Origin of the sequence: Alteromonas ponticola (assembly GCF_012911815.1) — a bacterium.
GTDB classification, from domain to species: domain Bacteria; phylum Pseudomonadota; class Gammaproteobacteria; order Enterobacterales; family Alteromonadaceae; genus Alteromonas; species Alteromonas ponticola.
On sequence record NZ_JAATNW010000007.1, the window covers coordinates 119413 to 136060 of the forward strand.

Below are 16648 nucleotides of genomic sequence, written 5' to 3' on the forward strand. Positions count from 1 at the left end.
AGACATCCTTCATCATGTCGAACCGAAAAGATGATGCATTCCACATTGACGTTGTTGATGTGGGATGTGCCACATCATCATCTGATAAGACACTGCTGGAATCCCTTGAAACCGCGAACATTGAGATTCACTTTCATTGCCGTGAAGGGTTTTGTGGGGCCTGCCGTACACAGTTAATCGAGGGTGAAGTGGATTATACAACCGACCCACTTGCCTATATTAATGATGATGAAATACTCCCCTGCTGCTGCATCGCAAAGAGTAATCTCAAGATAAAAGTCCCGCTTTAAAGAATCCCAAACCGCGTTTGATTTCTGCCTGCCTGTTTAGCCTCATACAACAACTTATCCGCTTCTTCAATCATTGGCGTAATCGCATGGGGAGCTACAGCAGTTACACAACCCACGCTGAGAGTAACTCTTCCAACTTCGGAGTCCGCGTGCTCATGTTTTCTTTTCGCTAATGCCTGATGAATATTCATTGAAACCAGTTTGGCGCCTTTATCGTCGGTGGCAGGCAGCATCAGAATAAATTCCTCACCACCGTAACGGGCAACAAAATCCGTATTTCTGGCGGCTGTTTTAGATAATACCTGGGCTACGGAACGAAGACATTCATCCCCCTGCTGATGCCCGTATCTGTCGTTGTAACGTTTAAAGTAATCAATATCCAGCATCATCAGTGTGAAAACCTGATAATCTCTCTTTTCCTGAACATCATGTTCCTTTAAGTAATTTTCAAGATAGCGGCGGTTATAAACGTTGGTCAATCCGTCAAGCATTGCCAGTGTACTTAAGCGGTCGGTAATCAATTTTAACTTGATATGGGTTTGCAGGCGATAATTAAGCGTTTCAAACACGATGGGTTTGGGAACAAAATCGACACAGCCCACTTCCCAACACTTTAACTGCGTTTCCTTATCGTCATGGCCAGTTAAAAACACCACAGGTAGGGTTTCAAGTTGTGGTGTAGTTTTGATTTGTTTGCACAATTCGAGACCACTTAACGAGGGCATTTCCATATCCAGCATGATCAGATCAGGTTGCGCCTCTTTCATTTGTCTGATGGCGTCAAGAGGATTGTTGCAGCCAATCACGTGATAATCTTTACCCAGGTTATGCAGCAACATTTGCAAAGTTATTTCATCATCTTCAACAATAAAGATTTTGGCCCCTGAATTGGGTGTATTTAACACATGCTTAAGAAATGATGACATCTAACCCCTCATTAAAAATGTGCAGAATTATGACCTTAGAAATCATACATTAAATGAAAAAACCTTTAATTGCGAAAGGTTATTGTCAGTAACACAATCAGAATCGAATCTGGAATTCAGAGGTAGAAACATAAACACCCGCAAAATGCGGGTGTAATAAATTCCGCTTTAAAGCTCAACGCCCAACCGGTTAGCGACTTCGATATAGGTTTCGACCACGCTACCCAAACCCTGCCTAAAACGGTCTTTGTCCATTTTATTCTTGGTTTCAGCGTCCCATAGACGACAACCATCCGGGGTAAACTCATCACCTAGAACAATGTTACCTTCACTGTCCGTTCCAAACTCCAGCTTGTAGTCAACCAGTACCATTCCGGCATCCGCAAACAACGGTTTTAAAACGGCATTTACTTTAAAGGTTAATTCTTTCATCTTGGCAATTTGCTGTTCGGTTGCCCACCCAAATGAAAGAATGTGGAAGTCATTAACCATAGGATCATGGAGCGCATCATCTTTCAGAAAAAATTCGAAAACAGGTGGATCCAGCTCCTTGCCCTCTTCTACGCCCAGTCTTCTGACTAAAGAACCCGCTGCGACATTTCTTACCACACACTCGACAGGGATCATATTTAGTTTTTTAACTAATGAGTCGGTATCAGAAAGCAATGCCTCAACCTGAGTTTTGATACCCGCCTGTTCAAGCTTAGACATGATAAAATGATTAAATTTATTGTTCACTTCACCTTTGCGTTCTAATTGTTCAATCTTTTGCCCATCAAACGCAGAAGTATCATTTCTGAAATGCAGAATGAGTTTATCTTCTGCATCTGTCAGGTACACTGTCTTCGCTTTACCACGATAAAGTTCGTCGCGCTTTTCCATCATACGTCTCAAGTTAAATGTCTAAATCGTCTTCTGACATCACCTTTTTAAAAGGCTCATAAATGTCAGCAATCATATTGGCTTCAAATGGGTTACTTTCATTATCCATGAACGTAACCGAGGTTTTTTCACCTGCTTTCTTAACCTGCAGGCGGTAATCATCTTCTTCTAACAGCTCGTCATCGCTACTAAACCAGTCTGAAAACCAGCTAGAATCGTCGCCTACATAGGAAACGAAAAGTAAGCCTGTTGACTTATCTAAATCTTTTACGTCAAAGCCCAGTTTGCGCAATACCAGTAGCAACCGTGGCCATGTGATGTCATATTTTTCATCAATCACAAAGGCCGGATTGCCATCGGCGTCAAACCCCATGGACATCTCTAAGCCCTGCCGAATTTTGGTGAGCTTGCGACTGTCTTCCAGCTGAATCTGATACTCATAATGATTAATAACCTGATTTAAGATATCGACCTCTTCACGGCGTCTTTGTGCGTCACTGATAGACGCTACAACGTCATCGTTGGTCGTTGCCATATAATCTTTTAGTTCAACATGTAGCGCAGCTGTGCGGCCATGAGATTTTTTCTCTAATGAAAACTCAAAACGCTTGCCTATCTGGCTCTCTGTTGAAGACCATTTATACCACTTGCTATCGACTTCTTTGGTAATTACCATCCAGTCGGTAACCAATGTGTTAGCATCGGGATCAAATTTGTCGATACCGATGCCCTGCTCTTCAAGAAAACTTAACAACGAATTCCAAATCGCACGTTCAAGCGGCTGGCTGTCGTCAACCTGATCGAACCAGACTGTGGCAGCAGTTTGTCCTTCCTGCACGTGCGACCCGGTGACGAGAGGAAGAACCAGCGCAGGCGACTGCACGGAAAGATCTCTACCGAGCATGCGTTTGTCAGCTTTTTCTCCCAAGGGAGGAAGTTCGTAATCTCGGGAAAATTCAGGTTGATCGACGTCGTCTGGAATTTTCAGCGATGCCCTTTCCTGCTCTTCTAAATATTCATAACTGCCAGACGCTGTCGTGCGTTCCAGCTGGCTTGCACAACCTGTAAGTACGACTACTGTACCACTTACTAAAGCCAGAAGTGTTTTCATTTATTGTCCTTTATTACGTGCAACGAGTGCATGTTCTTCAAGTAAGGCTTCGATTTGTTTTTTACTTTTTAGTTCCGGAAGGACCAGCGGCAAACGCAAATTGGCAGACATAATTTTGCCCATTTTATATAGCGCCCATTTTGGCATAACCGGATTGGGTTCGATAAACAGCGCATGATGGAAGGCGTGAATTTGCTCATCCAGCACTTTACATTGGGCGAAATCGCCCTGCTTTGCTGCATTGCAAATAGCGGCGATAGTCGCAGGCAGGATATTGGCCGTTACCGAGATGACACCATGCCCACCTTCACATAAAAATTCGCAACTGGTTGCGTCGTCTCCGCTCAACAGAACGAAATCTTCAGGTACCAATGGCTGTGTTTGCTTAAGCCGGTTTATGTCACCCGTTGCATCTTTTAAACCGACGATATTTTTATGGTGCGCCAGCTCAGCAACTGTTGCGGGTAACATATCGGCAACCGTTCTACCGGGCACATTGTACAATATAAGGGGTATATCTGTCGCGTCTGCGATTGCATTAAAATGCGCAATCATTCCAGCTTGCTGAGGCTTGTTGTAATACGGTACAACGCTGAGAAATCCGTCCACTCCCAACGTCGCCATTTGCTCGCTAAGATAGATAGCTTCTGCGGTAGAATTTGCACCGCTGCCTGCAATAACAGGAACGGTTCCGCCGGTCATGGCAACTGTCTGTTTAACAACTTCAATGTGTTCTTCAAACGGTAAGGTAGCAGACTCACCGGTTGTCCCTGCCGCTACAATTCCATGTGTGCCACTTTCAATATGAAATTGAATCAACCTTTCTAAAGCCGAATAGTCTATCCTGCCTTGATCATCCATCGGCGTAATAAGTGCAACATAGCTGCCTTTAAACATTAGAAACCTCATCGTTGGGAAGGCAACATGGTAATTACCTAAACTAGTAAAAACAAGCGCTCTGTAGCGCACAATTGCAAAAACCGAACTTTTTTTTTGCATTTCAGATTGGATGTAGTAACAGGAAAAAACTCTGTGCTACCATTTGTGCTTCCCCAGACTGGAAATGTTTTCATGAAGCAGCAATTGATAGTGACAATCCTCGGTACTGACAAAAGTGGGATTTTGAGTCAGATAGCGGCAACGGTCTCTGAAGTACAATGTAATATTTTAGATAGCCGACAGGCCATTTATGGTAAAGAGTTTTCGCTTACCATGATTCTGGAAGGATCACACACGGCAATTACCCGAGCGGAATGTACGCTTCCAGCAGTTTGCCAGCGACTCGACTTACTCTCGCTGATGAAGCGTACCAGCCATCATGAAAAGCAAAATCTTGAGCACTTGTTTAATGTCGAATTCAGCGGTGCCGATGCAGCAGGGTTAGTACAAGCGGTCACGGGATTTTTTGCTGAACGTAATGCGTCAATCAGCGCATTTCGGCAACGCACCTTTCGCGACAGCCAGACACAACAGGAAACAATGCGATGTAAATTTGTGGTCAACGCGCCCAATTCGGTTGATTTCAGTGAGCTTAAATCAGCATTAAACAGGTTATTTGAGACATTAAATGTAACCGGTAAGGTTACCGATAAGCAAAAGAAGGAAGAAAATGAACACACTACAAGCTGGTGACAGCGCACCTTTGTTCACCTTACCTGATCAGAATGGTGATCAGGTGTCATTAAATGACTTCAAAGCCAAAAAAGTACTGGTTTACTTCTACCCTAAGGCAATGACGCCAGGCTGTACTGTCCAAGCCCAAAATCTTCGCGACAGCAAAACTGAATTGCAAGACAAAAATGTGGTGGTTCTAGGTATCAGCCCTGATCCGGTAAAACGTCTGCCCAAGTTCATCGAGAAAGAAAATCTGAATTTTACGCTGCTATCAGATGAAGATCATGCGGTAGCAGAACAATTTGGCGTATGGGGTTTAAAAAAGTTTATGGGCAAAGAGTACGATGGAATTCATCGTATCAGTTTCTTGATCGACGAAAACGGAAAAATCGAGAAAGTTTTCGACAAGTTTAAAACCAAAGAGCATCATCAGGTGGTGCTGGATTATTTAGCCTGAACAGCTTCGTTTTGCCCATCTAGGCTGGCGCTTCAGATGGGCAATTATACCTAGACGCTTTCTACCTTGGTGGCGTTTGGATTACTCGACCAGGCGGTGATAACAGCTTTCACCAGGGTTGCCAGTGGAATGGCAAAAAATACGCCCCAAAAACCCCACAAGCCTCCAAAAAACAATACCGCAACGATAATATACAGAGGATGCAGACTCACTGCTTCTGAAAATAGAATGGGTACCAGCACGTTGCCATCCAATGCCTGAATGATGCCGTACGCAGTCATCAGGTACCAAAACTCCGGGCTTATTCCCCATTGAAACATCGCCACTACCGCTATTGGAATCGTTACCACGGCCGCGCCGATATAGGGGATAAGCACCGACAAACCAACCAACACCCCTAACAACATGGCGTAGCGCAAATCCATTAGCACAAAAGTAATGCATGAGACGGCACCGACAATCACAATTTCAATGACTTTACCGCGGATATAATTAGCGATCTGCGCATTCATCTCGTGACCAACCTGGGTGATTAAACGACGTTCCTTAGGCAACAAACTGGAAATACTGGTTAGAAAAAACGCTTTGTCCTTAAGCATGAAAAACACCATCAGCGGGACCAGAATCAGGTACACCAGTAATGCAGCCAGATTTCCAATTGAACTGAATGAAGCCGATAATAACTGTTCTCCAAACTCAACCAGTTTATCATTAAGACCTTCCATCATATTGTGAATCTGATACACCTGCACATAGTCTGGATACTTTTGCGGGAGCGTAATCAACCAATCCTGAGCGCGCTGCCATATCAGCGGCGTTTCCTGAATAAGGTTCACGCTTTGCTTGGAAATAATTGGCATCAGCCCAATTAAGATAAGCACCGTAATACCGATGAAAAGTGAAAGCACCACGCCGCATGCCAAACCGCGCCCCACCCCGATTCGCATTAACCTGTTGACCGGCCAGTCAAGCAGATAGGCTATCACTGCAGCTACCAGGACGGGCATGATAAGCCCTCCCCAGAACACAATTACCGCTGTGGACAAAAGAATCAGTACAAGTAACATCGCTGCATCGGGATCGGAAAACTTTCGACGATACCAGCGACCAAACACACTTAGCATAATTATTCCCGCTAAAACGACCTCGGTTTCAGGATTGGCATGATAGGTAAATGCTTAAGCACCCGCAATATAATTATTCCGTTTGCTGATGCAAATATTATTCTCTCAACATGATATTTTATTGAATCTACGTTTGAAAATTAGGATAAGATGACCATTTAATACAAAGTCTTACACCAGACGTATTACTTTTTGCATTGGGGCATGCTCAGTACGGCTGCGTTAATTTGTCGTCAGTGTAAGACGAAATGCGAAACCTACTGATAGTAAATGACTCTAAGGCAGCATATACGCAATTGCAGTGCTCGATTTTGGCAGGATTAATGAGATTATTAGCGCGAACATTACGATTAACAGGGTGTTTAACTCTTGGCTTAGCATTAGCCGCAGTAGCCCAGGAAGGCACATTTAGTAATAAAAATGCGCTCCCGGAAATAGGTGTCGTCGCATCCGACGCCTTGCCATTAGATAAAGAAATCATCATTGGCGACGCCGTGATGCGTCAAATGCGTGCGCAGTCGCCGATTGTTGCTGATCCGCTACTTGATGAATACCTTCAGGATTTAGGTAACCGATTAGTCGCTCAAGCTGAAAACGTAAAATTTCCGTTCAAGTTTTTTTGGGTCAATAACAATGCACTGAACGCCTTTGCGTTTTTTGGCGGTCATATAGGCGTGCATACAGGGCTGATTTTTAAAGCTCAATCTGAAAGTGAACTGGCTTCGGTACTGGCTCATGAAGTGGCCCACGTTACCCAGCGGCACTTAGCGCGGCGCATACAGTCACAGCAACGCTCTACTCCTATTGCTATTGCTTCTTTGATTGGCGGAATTCTTGTTGCTATGGCCGATCCGCAGGCGGGTATGGCGGTGATGCAAACCGGACAGGCGGCGTCGGCGCAAATGCAAATAGACTATACCCGCTCAAATGAGCAGGAAGCTGACCGCATCGGTATTGCCATGTTGTCGCGCGCAAACTTTGATCCCGAAGGCGCCGCTTCGTTCTTTTCGACACTGGCAGAGGAATATCGTCTGGTTTCACGTCCTCCTGCGCGATTGCTCTCGCACCCGCTGACGGAGACCCGTATTGCTGATGCCAGAACACGAGCCAGCAGTTATCCCAAGGTGCATGTAGCTGAAAGCCTTTCATTTCATTTAGCCCGCGCGCGCGTGATGGCGCGCTATGTGTTTGAGCCAAACTATGCGCTGGACTATTTTAAAGCTGCGGTGGATAAGAAGGCATTCAAAATTGATCAAGCCGCGCATTACGGGCTGGCACTGGCATACTTGCGTGCAGAAAAATATAAAGAGGCAGAACAGGTATTAGCGCCATTGCTGAAACAGCACCCTGAAAATTTATTTTACCTTGATGTTGCAACCGACATTTCATTAGCCCAAAAACAATACGAAGAAGCCATCGACAGATTAGCGCCGCATCTTGCGCGTGCGCCACGAAATCAGGTGCTGGCCTTAAATCAGGCCAACGCAATGATTGAGGCGGGCCAACATCAAAAAGCCATTGCAATATTAAAAGATTTTTTGCTGGTCAACAGCCAGTATCAGTTGCCTTATCAGCTCTTAACCGAAGCTTATAGAAATTCTCGCCAGATGAAAGATATGCATCAGAGCAAGGCGGAAACCTTTGCACTTTATGGCGCATATTCTCGCGCCGTGGATGAGCTTCAACATGCCTATAACTTTGCTGAAGAAAATCATTTGGAAAAGCAAAAGATTCGCGCCCGCATCAAGCAACTGCGCGAGGAAGAAGAACGCTTAAAGCGATTGTGATTTAAGCGCATCGATTTTTTGGATAAGCCCGGCTTCAGTTTGCTCACCGAATAATGAAGCGGCGACTTTGCCCTCTGGCGAGATAATAAATGTTGCCGGTAAATAGCTTGGCGTTGGCGTGGGCAACGTGTTTTCCGGGTCATTTGGGATCACCTCGAACTGTATATCGAATTCAGCGATCATAGCTGCTAAATCAGCTGCTGCCATAGGGTCATAGTTAACCCCAAACAGCTTGATGTTATTTCCCGTCGATTTGGCAAAGCGATTTAACTCAGGTAACTCGCGTAAACAAGGCGCGCACCATTTGGCAAAATAATTCACTACTACCCACTTCCCTTCAAATTGCTGCCAGCGATATTCAACGCCGTTGGCAGTTTCAAAGTCAGCATTAACTCGATTAGCTGCGATAACTCCCAATACCAGACTGGCGATGCCGACTAAAAGTGCAATAACGAAAAAAACCCCTTTAGTTGGCGACGATTTACCCGTTTCTTGCATCGTCATTGATTACCTCTTGATAATTGTTTACAAAATCGCAATAGTGTCCGCATTCATATCATCATAGAAAAGAACATTATGTCTACTGTTAAAATTCTTCACAATCCACGCTGCTCGAAAAGTCGACAGACACTGGCACTGTTAGAAGAGAAAGGGATTCAGGCCGAAGTCGTCGAATACTTAAAACAGCCATTAAACAAGGCTGAGTTACAGCAACTCTTCCAACAGTTAAATATCAATGAAGTCATTCAAATGATGCGGCCAAAAGAGGTGGAATTTGCACAAGCGGGGTTGAGTAAAACGACTTCGTCTGATGACGCGCTGTTCGATGCGATGGTAGCCTATCCTAAACTGTTAGAACGCCCAGTAGTGATAAAGAATAATCAAGCACGCATCGGACGGCCGCCAGAATCTGTTTTGGAAATTCTTTGATGAATCCAATATTAGTGTTGTATTACAGTCGCAATGGCAGTACCAAAAAGCTAGCCGACGCCATCACCAAAGGGATTGAAAGTATTGATGTGCCGGTAATGGTAAGAACCGTTCCCTCATTAAGTCAGGAAAGCAAGCCAGCCGCATTAACGGGTATTCCTCCTGAAGTTACGCTGAAGGATCTTGAGTACTGTAGTGCACTGGCTATGGGTAGCCCAACTCGCTTTGGCAATATGGCGGCGCCGCTGAAACACTTTCTCGACAGTACCAGCGAAAGTTGGCTGAAAGGTGCATTAATCGATAAACCCTGTTGTGTGTTTACGTCTACCAGCAGTATGCACGGCGGACAAGAGACAACGCTGCTAAGTATGATGCTACCGCTAATACATCATGGCATGCTATATTGCGGGTTACCCTATTCCGAACCTGCGCTTCATGAAACCAGAACAGGAGGCTCACCTTATGGTGTTTCTCACGTTGCGTTTGATAATAACAGCGACCTATCTGAGCACGAGCGTGAATTGTGTTTCGCCCAGGGTAAACGACTGGCTGAGTTAGCCAAAAAACTCAATTGAATATGAAGTGATTGCTGTATGAATTTATCCACGTCTTTTTATCGTTATCTAGCGTTACTTTCTTATGCAGGGTTACTCATTTTGGTTGCCAGCTGGAATTTCGTAGTAGTAGAAGACACCCCCTATTCCGGACTGTTTATTTTTCTGGTCTATATTTTACCGCTACTACTTCCTCTTAAAGGCATCATCCAGGCAAAACCTTACACTCACGCGTGGGCAAATTTCATTGTGATGTTCTACCTCCTGCACGGTTTCACAATTAGTTACGCAGAACCCGCACTGCGTGTTTACGGCATTATTGAAATTGTATTGAGTACGCTCATGTTTATCGGTTGTAGTTTTTTTGCGCGAAAGCGGGGAAGAGAGTTAAACTTAGGATTGAAAAAACTAAAACAAGAAATGCAGGAAGAGCGCGACAGGTTTAAAGGAGTGTAGTAATGCGTTGGGTTTCATATCTAAGTGTGGCTTTTGTTGTCGGCTGTGGTGGCTCGGGAGATAACGATGGTCCGACTAACAGCCCTCCTCCCGCAAACGCCCCTGAATTAGTCATTTCTGGTCCCAGTGAAGTGGTTGTAGGTGACTCAGTTGGCCTGGTGGTCACAGCGAGCGATAATTCGTCTTTATCGTCGGTCAACTGGCGGGTAGATCAGGAAAATCTTAAACTGTTGACCGCTCACACTCAGGTGGTGGGTTTCGATGCCCCAACAGCAGGTGATTATCTGTTTACCATTAGCGCAAGAACCGCCTCAGGCCGTGCTATTAATACAGACTACAGCCTGACCGTTATTGAGGGGGAAACACCAGATGCGGTTGTCAGAGTAGACCATCAAGCTGCTGAAGGCGGACGTATCTCGTTGCGAGTGGATAACAATTCTACTAAAACGATAGAGTCTGTTAGTTGGCAACAGACCGCAGGGCCTGCTGCAGTTGATGTCGTGTATGACGACAATGATGATCCGAAACAAAACATTTATTTTGATGCACCCCGTGTCACTAGTGACGTGATCATCGCCTACCGTGCCACCATCCAATACGATGATGGTTCCGATGCATCGGATGAAGCACAGGTGCTGGTCAAAGACATGGAAATTGTCGATGATGCATTTTTCACCCGCAGCGAAATGTATACCTCCAGTCATATGCAGGCCTATCGTAAAGATAGTCCTTATGCTGACGCTCTGGATGAATGCGTTTATAACAACAGAATCACTTATCCGTGCGAATTTGAAACCCTTCCGCTGATAGGACAAGAAACAGAATCGCCAACCATCGACGACATTTTAAACAGAACCTATGTCTCTCACCCCTGGATGGGAAATGCATTTAAAAAGTATCTTGAGAACGCCCCGGCAGGTGATGACATGCTGTCATTGCTCAGGGCGGTGACAGCCGTAGTCATATCGTATGATATTCGCCCCTCGTTTTATTGGGTGGTAACCGGAGCAATATACCTGGATGCCAGAAACTTTTGGCGAACCCCCGCTGAACGAGATACGTTAAATACTGAACCGGATTACCGCAGTGCCTTTGGCAATGAGTTAGCTTACCGCACAACCTGGCGGTATGTAAAAGACGGTGAGTACTATTATCCGCAACCCGGTCTTGCCCCCGAACTTCGCAACACGCGCACACAACTGGGCGTTGAGCAGGCCATTGACTGGTTGCTGTACCACGAACTGGGTCACGCAAACGACTTTTTCAATTACGCCAGTTGGTCGCAGATCCCTCTTTCTACAACGCCATTCGACTGGTTTGAAGATAATGCCCCAAAATCAGATGGCCTGGAAACCAGCTTGCCGCTGATGTCACCTGAATTACATGCCTTGGCGCAGGTAAATTTTGGCGGCGAGACCGCCACTGCTGAACAAAAAGCCTATACCGCCGCCGATGTCGCCGCTTTTTACCAGGATGATGTGGCGTCATCGTTTTATTCGTATTACACCAGCAGAGAAGATTACGCTACGCTATTTGAGCAGTTTATGATGCTCTATCGTATAAAGGCATCGTCAGATGTAGGTGTGTTTACCGCCGAGACATTTGAAAACGAAGAATACGTTCTCACCTGGGGTCAGCGTAACCGCATCAATCAATCAAGCGTGCAACCACGGGCGAAGTATGTGGTAAACCGGATTTTGCCAGAATTAAACGTGGATGAGATCCAAGCTAGCCTTCCCGAGCCGCAGCTGTTACCTGAAGGTGAAGACTGGTACGAAACACTTGTTCTGGATGGCGAAACCATTGAATCCACCGAATCATTGTCGCTCTTCCGCTCACAAAAAGTATTGGCGAAAGACAGGCCTGAGATTCAGCCATTGTTACCGGTTGCCGTGATGGAAGGTAAGTTAAATTAATCGCGTTTGCAAAATGTTGTAACGCATTTCACTGCGGTTGAAAAAATAATTACGAAAGTTAAACCGGCTTGGGTTTAACTTTCGTCGTCAATGACTTGCCTGACCAGCGTTAATGTAAGACGCTTCTTCTCTTGCAGCGACCTTTCATCAAGACGATCAAGGACACTCAGTAACGAGGGGAGATCGCGATCACTTCGATTGAGCAGATAATCCAGCGCAGGTTCTGACAACTTCAATCCCCGCTGTTTAGCACGTAAGCGGATAACGGTTTTGCGGTCTTCTTCTGACAACGCCTGTAACTGAAAGGTAATTCCCCACCCCAGCCGTGAGCGAAGATCGGGCAAATTAAAATCTGGATGTGCGTGGCCGAGTTCAGATGTGCAGACAAGCGTAGAAATCCCGCCTTCTGATACCCGGTTGATTAAGTCGAACAAACCCAGTTCCCACTCACTGCTCCCCGCAATCGCATGAATATTATCAAGGCAAATAATAGTGACCTGCTCAAGACCATCGAGCACCTGGGGATGTAAATGTATGTAATCTTCAAGATTTAAATAGATATGAGTAGCCTGTCGCTCAGCCAGCTCGTGACATATAGAAAACAACAAATGACTTTTTCCTCGTCCTTTGCCGCCCACTATATTAATTAATGGCAGATTTTGACCCGAAATTAAGTCCAGTACCTGTCTGCCATTATCGAACGCCGTGTCCGCCAGTTGACTCAACAAGTCAACCAGTAGATCATTTTCCCCAACCACAAAACTGGAGAAGGTTTCATCTACGGGTAAGCTTACAGGCAATGGAAGTTGTACCGCCTGATTAGATATTTTGCTATTCATCCCAGTAAAAATTCAATCCTTCCAACGGCTGCCCAAAGGTATCGTTAACAGGCAATAGCCGAGACTGTAACGACAGATTTTTAATAAAATCGTCCACCGTGCCAACCAACTTCACATCATATGTGGCTACCGAGCCTTTTTGTTGTACTAATGTTGCGTTGCGTACCACGCTTAAACTTTCCAAATACCGTTGTGAATGAACATATTTTTCCAGCGAATTGATATTGGCGACGGATATTTGAATGATATCCGACTGCCCATCACCTGTGCCGGCAACCACAGCGAACTGCTGGCCAAGATGATCGGCAAACGCATTGATTATTGCTGCGGCTAACTCTTCAATAGAGTCACCGTATAAAGTGCCGAATTCAGATTGTGAACGACCAATGAAAATCCAGTCTGTGGCGTACTCGCCCTGCGCTTCATTGTCAGTTTCAGCACTGTTGTCGGCGGTCACCGCATAGATTCGCGCACCGATCACATAATCGGCACTATAGCGTTGTGAAGCCTGAGAAAGCGTTCTGGCAAACCTTCCCCACACATCATAAACAGAAATCGCGTCGTTGTCCGCCAGATCCATCAATGGCAAGCTAAGCGGTACGCCGCGTTCTACTGCGTTTTGTCGAATAGTACGGGTAATCGTTGACCGCTGCGCTTCATCGACGATAATGCGTTGTCCCCGTTCTCCCTCTATCGCCAACCACAATAGCGATTCGGGACGCCGATTGCCCCATACCGGTAAACCTTCCGCATGCAAACGCTGAAGCAGCGATTCGTAATCAAACTCGGCTACGAACATTAATTGATTCTGATTGGTTTCATATTGGTAAGAGCGCAAAAACCGTTGCGGATTAGCCAGCCATTGCTTGACCGAGGCCATTTCAAGGATATCTGCGCGCCCGCTCATTTTTACCAACGTTTGTTGCAGCGCTTGCTTTTCAGCCTTTTTCTGAGTCTGGCTGGATTGATCCTGTACCGGTACTTTCGCAATATTTGCCTGAACTGTCACACTGGCGTAAACGGAAGAAACCAGACTCAATGATATGATGCATGTAAGCGCAAAAAAGAATGTGGATCTAACAATAAAAGACATCAAACGATTGGCAACCTTCACAGAAAACTGAATTCGAAAAAATGAGGCGTTATTGTGTGCTATTTGAAAAAGTTTTTCACCTGCTAAAGTGTTTTTTATCCTTAATGAGCGTGCATGAAAAATCCGGTAACATGATTGGACTTACCATCACTACCTGATAGAATTCGCGTTTTTCCTACCACTACCGAACCAGGGCGATATTGTGAGCGATAAAACCACCCCACTTAGCTATAAAGATGCTGGCGTAGATATTGATGCTGGAAATCAACTTGTCGAGCGAATTAAAGAAGTTACCAAACGCACGCATCGGCCAGAAGTCAAAGGCGGCCTGGGCGGTTTTGGCGCACTTTGCGAAATTCCCGCCAAATACAAGCGACCGTTACTGGTATCGGGTACAGATGGTGTTGGCACCAAATTACGCTTGGCGATGGATGCCGGGGTGCATGATGGCGTTGGTATTGACCTGGTCGCCATGTGCGTCAACGATTTAATCGTTCTTGGGGCAGAACCACTCTATTTTCTGGATTATTACGCCACCGGGAAACTAGATGTGGATGTCGCCGCAGAGGTGGTTGCTGGCATAGGTAAGGGATGCGAGCAGGCTGGTTGCGCGTTAATTGGTGGCGAAACTGCTGAAATGCCTGGAATGTATCACGGCAGTGATTATGATATTGCTGGGTTTTGTACCGGCGTGGTTGAAGCTGACAAAGTGATTGACGGCAGTCAGGTTAAGCCCGGTCAGAAGATTATCGCATTAGCTTCATCGGGGCCGCATTCAAATGGATTTTCGCTGATTCGAAAGATCATAGAGGTGTCTGAAACCGATCTGTCCACTGAGTTTGATGGCAAGGCCATTAAGGATCATTTACTGGCCCCAACAAGAATTTACGTTAAGTCTGTGCTGGCCTTGCTGGAAAAAGTTAATGTTTCAGCAATAAGCCACATTACCGGAGGTGGCTTCTGGGAAAATATCCCAAGAGTTTTGCCTGATAATTGTAAGGCGGTGATTGATGAAAGCAGTTGGCACTGGCCGGCCATCTTTAACTGGTTACAACGTAAGGGCAATGTTGAGCGTCACGAAATGTACCGTACTTTTAACTGTGGCGTCGGCTTGATACTGGTGGTTGATGAGCATGATGTTGACCAGACCATCGCCTTTTTACAGGATCAGGGTGAAAATGCGTGGCTGATCGGCCAAATCGAAACAAAAGATACTGACAAGGCGGTTGAGATAAACTAATGACGTCTGCTGTACCTTCAATTTGTGTATTAATTTCTGGCAACGGGTCTAACCTGCAAGCGATGATTGACGCCATAGCCGCTGGAAAACTGGAAGCAAGCATCGCGTGTGTGATTGCCAATCGCGCTGATGCATACGGGCTGACCAGAGCCAAATTAGCCGATATACCTACGCATTGTCTTGATCATAAAGCCTTCGACAATCGTGAAAGCTACGACCAGGCGCTGATGGAATTAATAGACCAACATCAGCCCGACTGTATTGCGCTCGCTGGATTTATGCGCATCTTAACCGCAGAGTTTGTTAATCACTATGCTGGCAGAATGTTTAATATTCACCCATCTCTGCTGCCCAAGTACAAAGGTTTGCATACCCATCGGCAAGCCATTGACAATGGTGATCAGGAACACGGGGTCAGTGTGCATTTTGTTACGCCTGAGCTTGACGGTGGACCCGTGGTGATACAAAGCCGGGTGCCCGTTTTTGCTGATGACACGGAAGAGGAACTCGCCGCACGCGTCCAGGAGCAGGAACGACATATATATCCGCTTGTTTTGCAGTGGTTTTGTAAAGGCAGGTTGGTAATGTCTGAAAATGCCGCCATAATGGATGAACGACGTCTTCCACAATCAGGCTATGCCAGTGAGTAAATTGAGTAAGCTGAAATCGATTAAACATAGGGGCTTCTTTGCCATTATATCTTTGATTTTGGCTGCTCAGGTCAGCGCCGTGGCTGAGCCCCTGATCCCGTTTGAAGCCGAGTACCGAGCCTACAAATGGGATGATGATATTGGTACCGCAGCACTTAAGTTGGAAAAGCTTTCTAAAAATCAATACTCACTCACCTATTCTTCCGACGTATCGAAATTTTTCTTATCTGATAAACGTTACGAACACTCAATTTTTACCTTTGAGGATGGTCAATTTATCCCATCGCAGTACTACTACAGTCGCTCTGGAACGGGAGCTGACAAAAAATTAAAACTGAAGTTTGTTGAACAACCTGAGCGACAAATTTTAGTTAATGAATCGTCTGCTCTGGATTGGAAAGCAGAATTAGATAATCAGCTCTATCGGATCGATTTACCTCGTCAGATTGCCGCTGGGAAAAAATCACTGACCTACGATTTCATCAACTATCGCGGTGAGCCTAAAACCTATCAAATCGACGTAGTGGGTACAGAAACCTTATCCTTACCCTACGGCGAATTGAGTACCATAAAGGTCGAGATAGTCAGGCAATCAAGTACACGAGAAACTTACGCCTGGTTTGCGCCCGAACTGGACCATAACCTTGTGCGACTTCAACAGTTTAAAGACGACGATGAACAAGGGGATATAAAGTTAACAAGCTATTCCCGGCTGAACTAATTACCCTGCCCTTGTCGCACCGACCTAATCAGAATTGCCGTACAATTCGTATTCAATC

The 16648-nt window shown here is 45.5% G+C and carries 19 protein-coding genes; 11 read left to right on the plus strand and 8 right to left on the minus strand.

All coding sequences use genetic code 11. The features are described from left to right. Positions 1-14: 14 nt before the first annotated feature. Complete coding sequence (gene yfaE / locus HCJ96_RS13715; protein WP_169211641.1) at positions 15-290, plus strand: class I ribonucleotide reductase maintenance protein YfaE; 276 nt, start codon at positions 15-17, stop codon at positions 288-290. Here yfaE and HCJ96_RS13720 read toward each other — a convergent pair. The 4 genes from HCJ96_RS13720 to dapA form a co-directional block, all read right to left on the minus strand. Then, the gene (locus HCJ96_RS13720; RefSeq protein ID WP_169211642.1) at positions 287-1216 is read right to left on the minus strand and encodes a GGDEF domain-containing response regulator; all 930 of its coding nucleotides are present in this window, start codon (positions 1214-1216) and stop codon (positions 287-289) included. The genes yfaE and HCJ96_RS13720 overlap by 4 nt on opposite strands. A gap of 168 nt (positions 1217-1384) precedes the next feature. Then, positions 1385-2098: a phosphoribosylaminoimidazolesuccinocarboxamide synthase gene (gene purC, locus HCJ96_RS13725; protein ID WP_169211812.1), complete on the minus strand. Its 714-nt coding sequence runs from the start codon at positions 2096-2098 to the stop codon at positions 1385-1387. Positions 2099-2111: 13 nt separating this feature from the next. Further along, positions 2112-3209, minus strand: coding sequence for an outer membrane protein assembly factor BamC (gene bamC / locus HCJ96_RS13730; RefSeq protein ID WP_169211643.1), 1098 nt, complete (start codon positions 3207-3209; stop codon positions 2112-2114). Next, a complete protein-coding gene (dapA, locus tag HCJ96_RS13735) occupies positions 3210-4106 on the minus strand; it encodes a 4-hydroxy-tetrahydrodipicolinate synthase (protein ID WP_169211644.1) in 897 nt (298 codons plus the stop codon). Positions 4107-4280: 174 nt separating this feature from the next. Between dapA and HCJ96_RS13740 the strand changes: the two genes are divergently transcribed. Beyond that, the gene (locus tag HCJ96_RS13740) at positions 4281-4841 is read left to right on the plus strand and encodes a glycine cleavage system transcriptional repressor (protein ID WP_169211645.1); all 561 of its coding nucleotides are present in this window, start codon (positions 4281-4283) and stop codon (positions 4839-4841) included. Further along, the gene (gene bcp, locus HCJ96_RS13745; protein ID WP_169211646.1) at positions 4819-5280 is read left to right on the plus strand and encodes a thioredoxin-dependent thiol peroxidase; all 462 of its coding nucleotides are present in this window, start codon (positions 4819-4821) and stop codon (positions 5278-5280) included. The genes HCJ96_RS13740 and bcp overlap by 23 nt, the downstream gene beginning before the upstream one ends. A 50-nt stretch (positions 5281-5330) precedes the next feature. Here the strand turns inward: bcp and HCJ96_RS13750 are convergent, their stop codons facing one another. Further along, complete coding sequence (locus tag HCJ96_RS13750; RefSeq protein WP_169211647.1) at positions 5331-6404, minus strand: AI-2E family transporter; 1074 nt, start codon at positions 6402-6404, stop codon at positions 5331-5333. Between the two features lie 323 nt (positions 6405-6727). Between HCJ96_RS13750 and bepA the strand changes: the two genes are divergently transcribed. Then, the gene (bepA, locus tag HCJ96_RS13755) at positions 6728-8191 is read left to right on the plus strand and encodes a beta-barrel assembly-enhancing protease (RefSeq protein WP_169211648.1); all 1464 of its coding nucleotides are present in this window, start codon (positions 6728-6730) and stop codon (positions 8189-8191) included. On the opposite strand, the gene HCJ96_RS13760 is transcribed toward bepA, so the two are convergent. Next, positions 8177-8695, minus strand: coding sequence for a TlpA family protein disulfide reductase (locus HCJ96_RS13760; RefSeq protein ID WP_246261415.1), 519 nt, complete (start codon positions 8693-8695; stop codon positions 8177-8179). The two genes, bepA and HCJ96_RS13760, sit on opposite strands and share 15 nt — an antisense overlap. A gap of 72 nt (positions 8696-8767) precedes the next feature. Here HCJ96_RS13760 and arsC point away from each other — a divergent pair, with 72 nt between their 5' ends. From arsC to HCJ96_RS13780, 4 genes are read left to right on the plus strand one after another with little or no spacing between them, the layout of a single operon-like run. Then, positions 8768-9121: an arsenate reductase (glutaredoxin) gene (arsC, locus tag HCJ96_RS13765; protein WP_169211649.1), complete on the plus strand. Its 354-nt coding sequence runs from the start codon at positions 8768-8770 to the stop codon at positions 9119-9121. Continuing rightward, on the plus strand, positions 9121-9696 hold the full coding sequence (gene wrbA, locus HCJ96_RS13770; protein ID WP_169211650.1) for an NAD(P)H:quinone oxidoreductase: 576 nt from the start codon (positions 9121-9123) through the stop codon (positions 9694-9696). The genes arsC and wrbA overlap by 1 nt, the downstream gene beginning before the upstream one ends. An 18-nt stretch (positions 9697-9714) precedes the next feature. After that, positions 9715-10131, plus strand: coding sequence for a DUF2069 domain-containing protein (locus HCJ96_RS13775; protein WP_169211651.1), 417 nt, complete (start codon positions 9715-9717; stop codon positions 10129-10131). A 2-nt stretch (positions 10132-10133) separates the two neighbouring features. Then, positions 10134-12047: an Ig-like domain-containing protein gene (locus HCJ96_RS13780; RefSeq protein WP_169211652.1), complete on the plus strand. Its 1914-nt coding sequence runs from the start codon at positions 10134-10136 to the stop codon at positions 12045-12047. 74 nt (positions 12048-12121) lie between these two features. Here the strand turns inward: HCJ96_RS13780 and hda are convergent, their stop codons facing one another. Together hda and HCJ96_RS13790 are read right to left on the minus strand one after the other, a co-directional pair. Further along, complete coding sequence (gene hda / locus HCJ96_RS13785) at positions 12122-12886, minus strand: DnaA regulatory inactivator Hda (protein WP_169211653.1); 765 nt, start codon at positions 12884-12886, stop codon at positions 12122-12124. Beyond that, positions 12879-13925: a DUF2066 domain-containing protein gene (locus HCJ96_RS13790; protein WP_169211654.1), complete on the minus strand. Its 1047-nt coding sequence runs from the start codon at positions 13923-13925 to the stop codon at positions 12879-12881. Before HCJ96_RS13790 ends, hda begins: the two co-directional genes overlap by 8 nt. Before the next feature lie 256 nt (positions 13926-14181). On the opposite strand from HCJ96_RS13790, the gene purM reads away from it, so the two are divergent. The 3 genes from purM to HCJ96_RS13805 are packed head-to-tail and all read left to right on the plus strand — an operon-like array spanning position 14182 to position 16590. Beyond that, on the plus strand, positions 14182-15219 hold the full coding sequence (purM, locus tag HCJ96_RS13795; RefSeq protein ID WP_169211655.1) for a phosphoribosylformylglycinamidine cyclo-ligase: 1038 nt from the start codon (positions 14182-14184) through the stop codon (positions 15217-15219). Continuing rightward, on the plus strand, positions 15219-15869 hold the full coding sequence (gene purN, locus HCJ96_RS13800) for a phosphoribosylglycinamide formyltransferase (protein ID WP_169211656.1): 651 nt from the start codon (positions 15219-15221) through the stop codon (positions 15867-15869). The genes purM and purN overlap by 1 nt, the downstream gene beginning before the upstream one ends. Continuing rightward, positions 15862-16590 carry a DUF3108 domain-containing protein gene (locus HCJ96_RS13805; protein WP_343034724.1) on the plus strand — a complete coding sequence of 243 codons (729 nt, stop codon included), beginning with the start codon at positions 15862-15864 and terminating at the stop codon, positions 16588-16590. Before purN ends, HCJ96_RS13805 begins: the two co-directional genes overlap by 8 nt. The last annotated feature ends 58 nt before the right edge of the window (positions 16591-16648 follow it).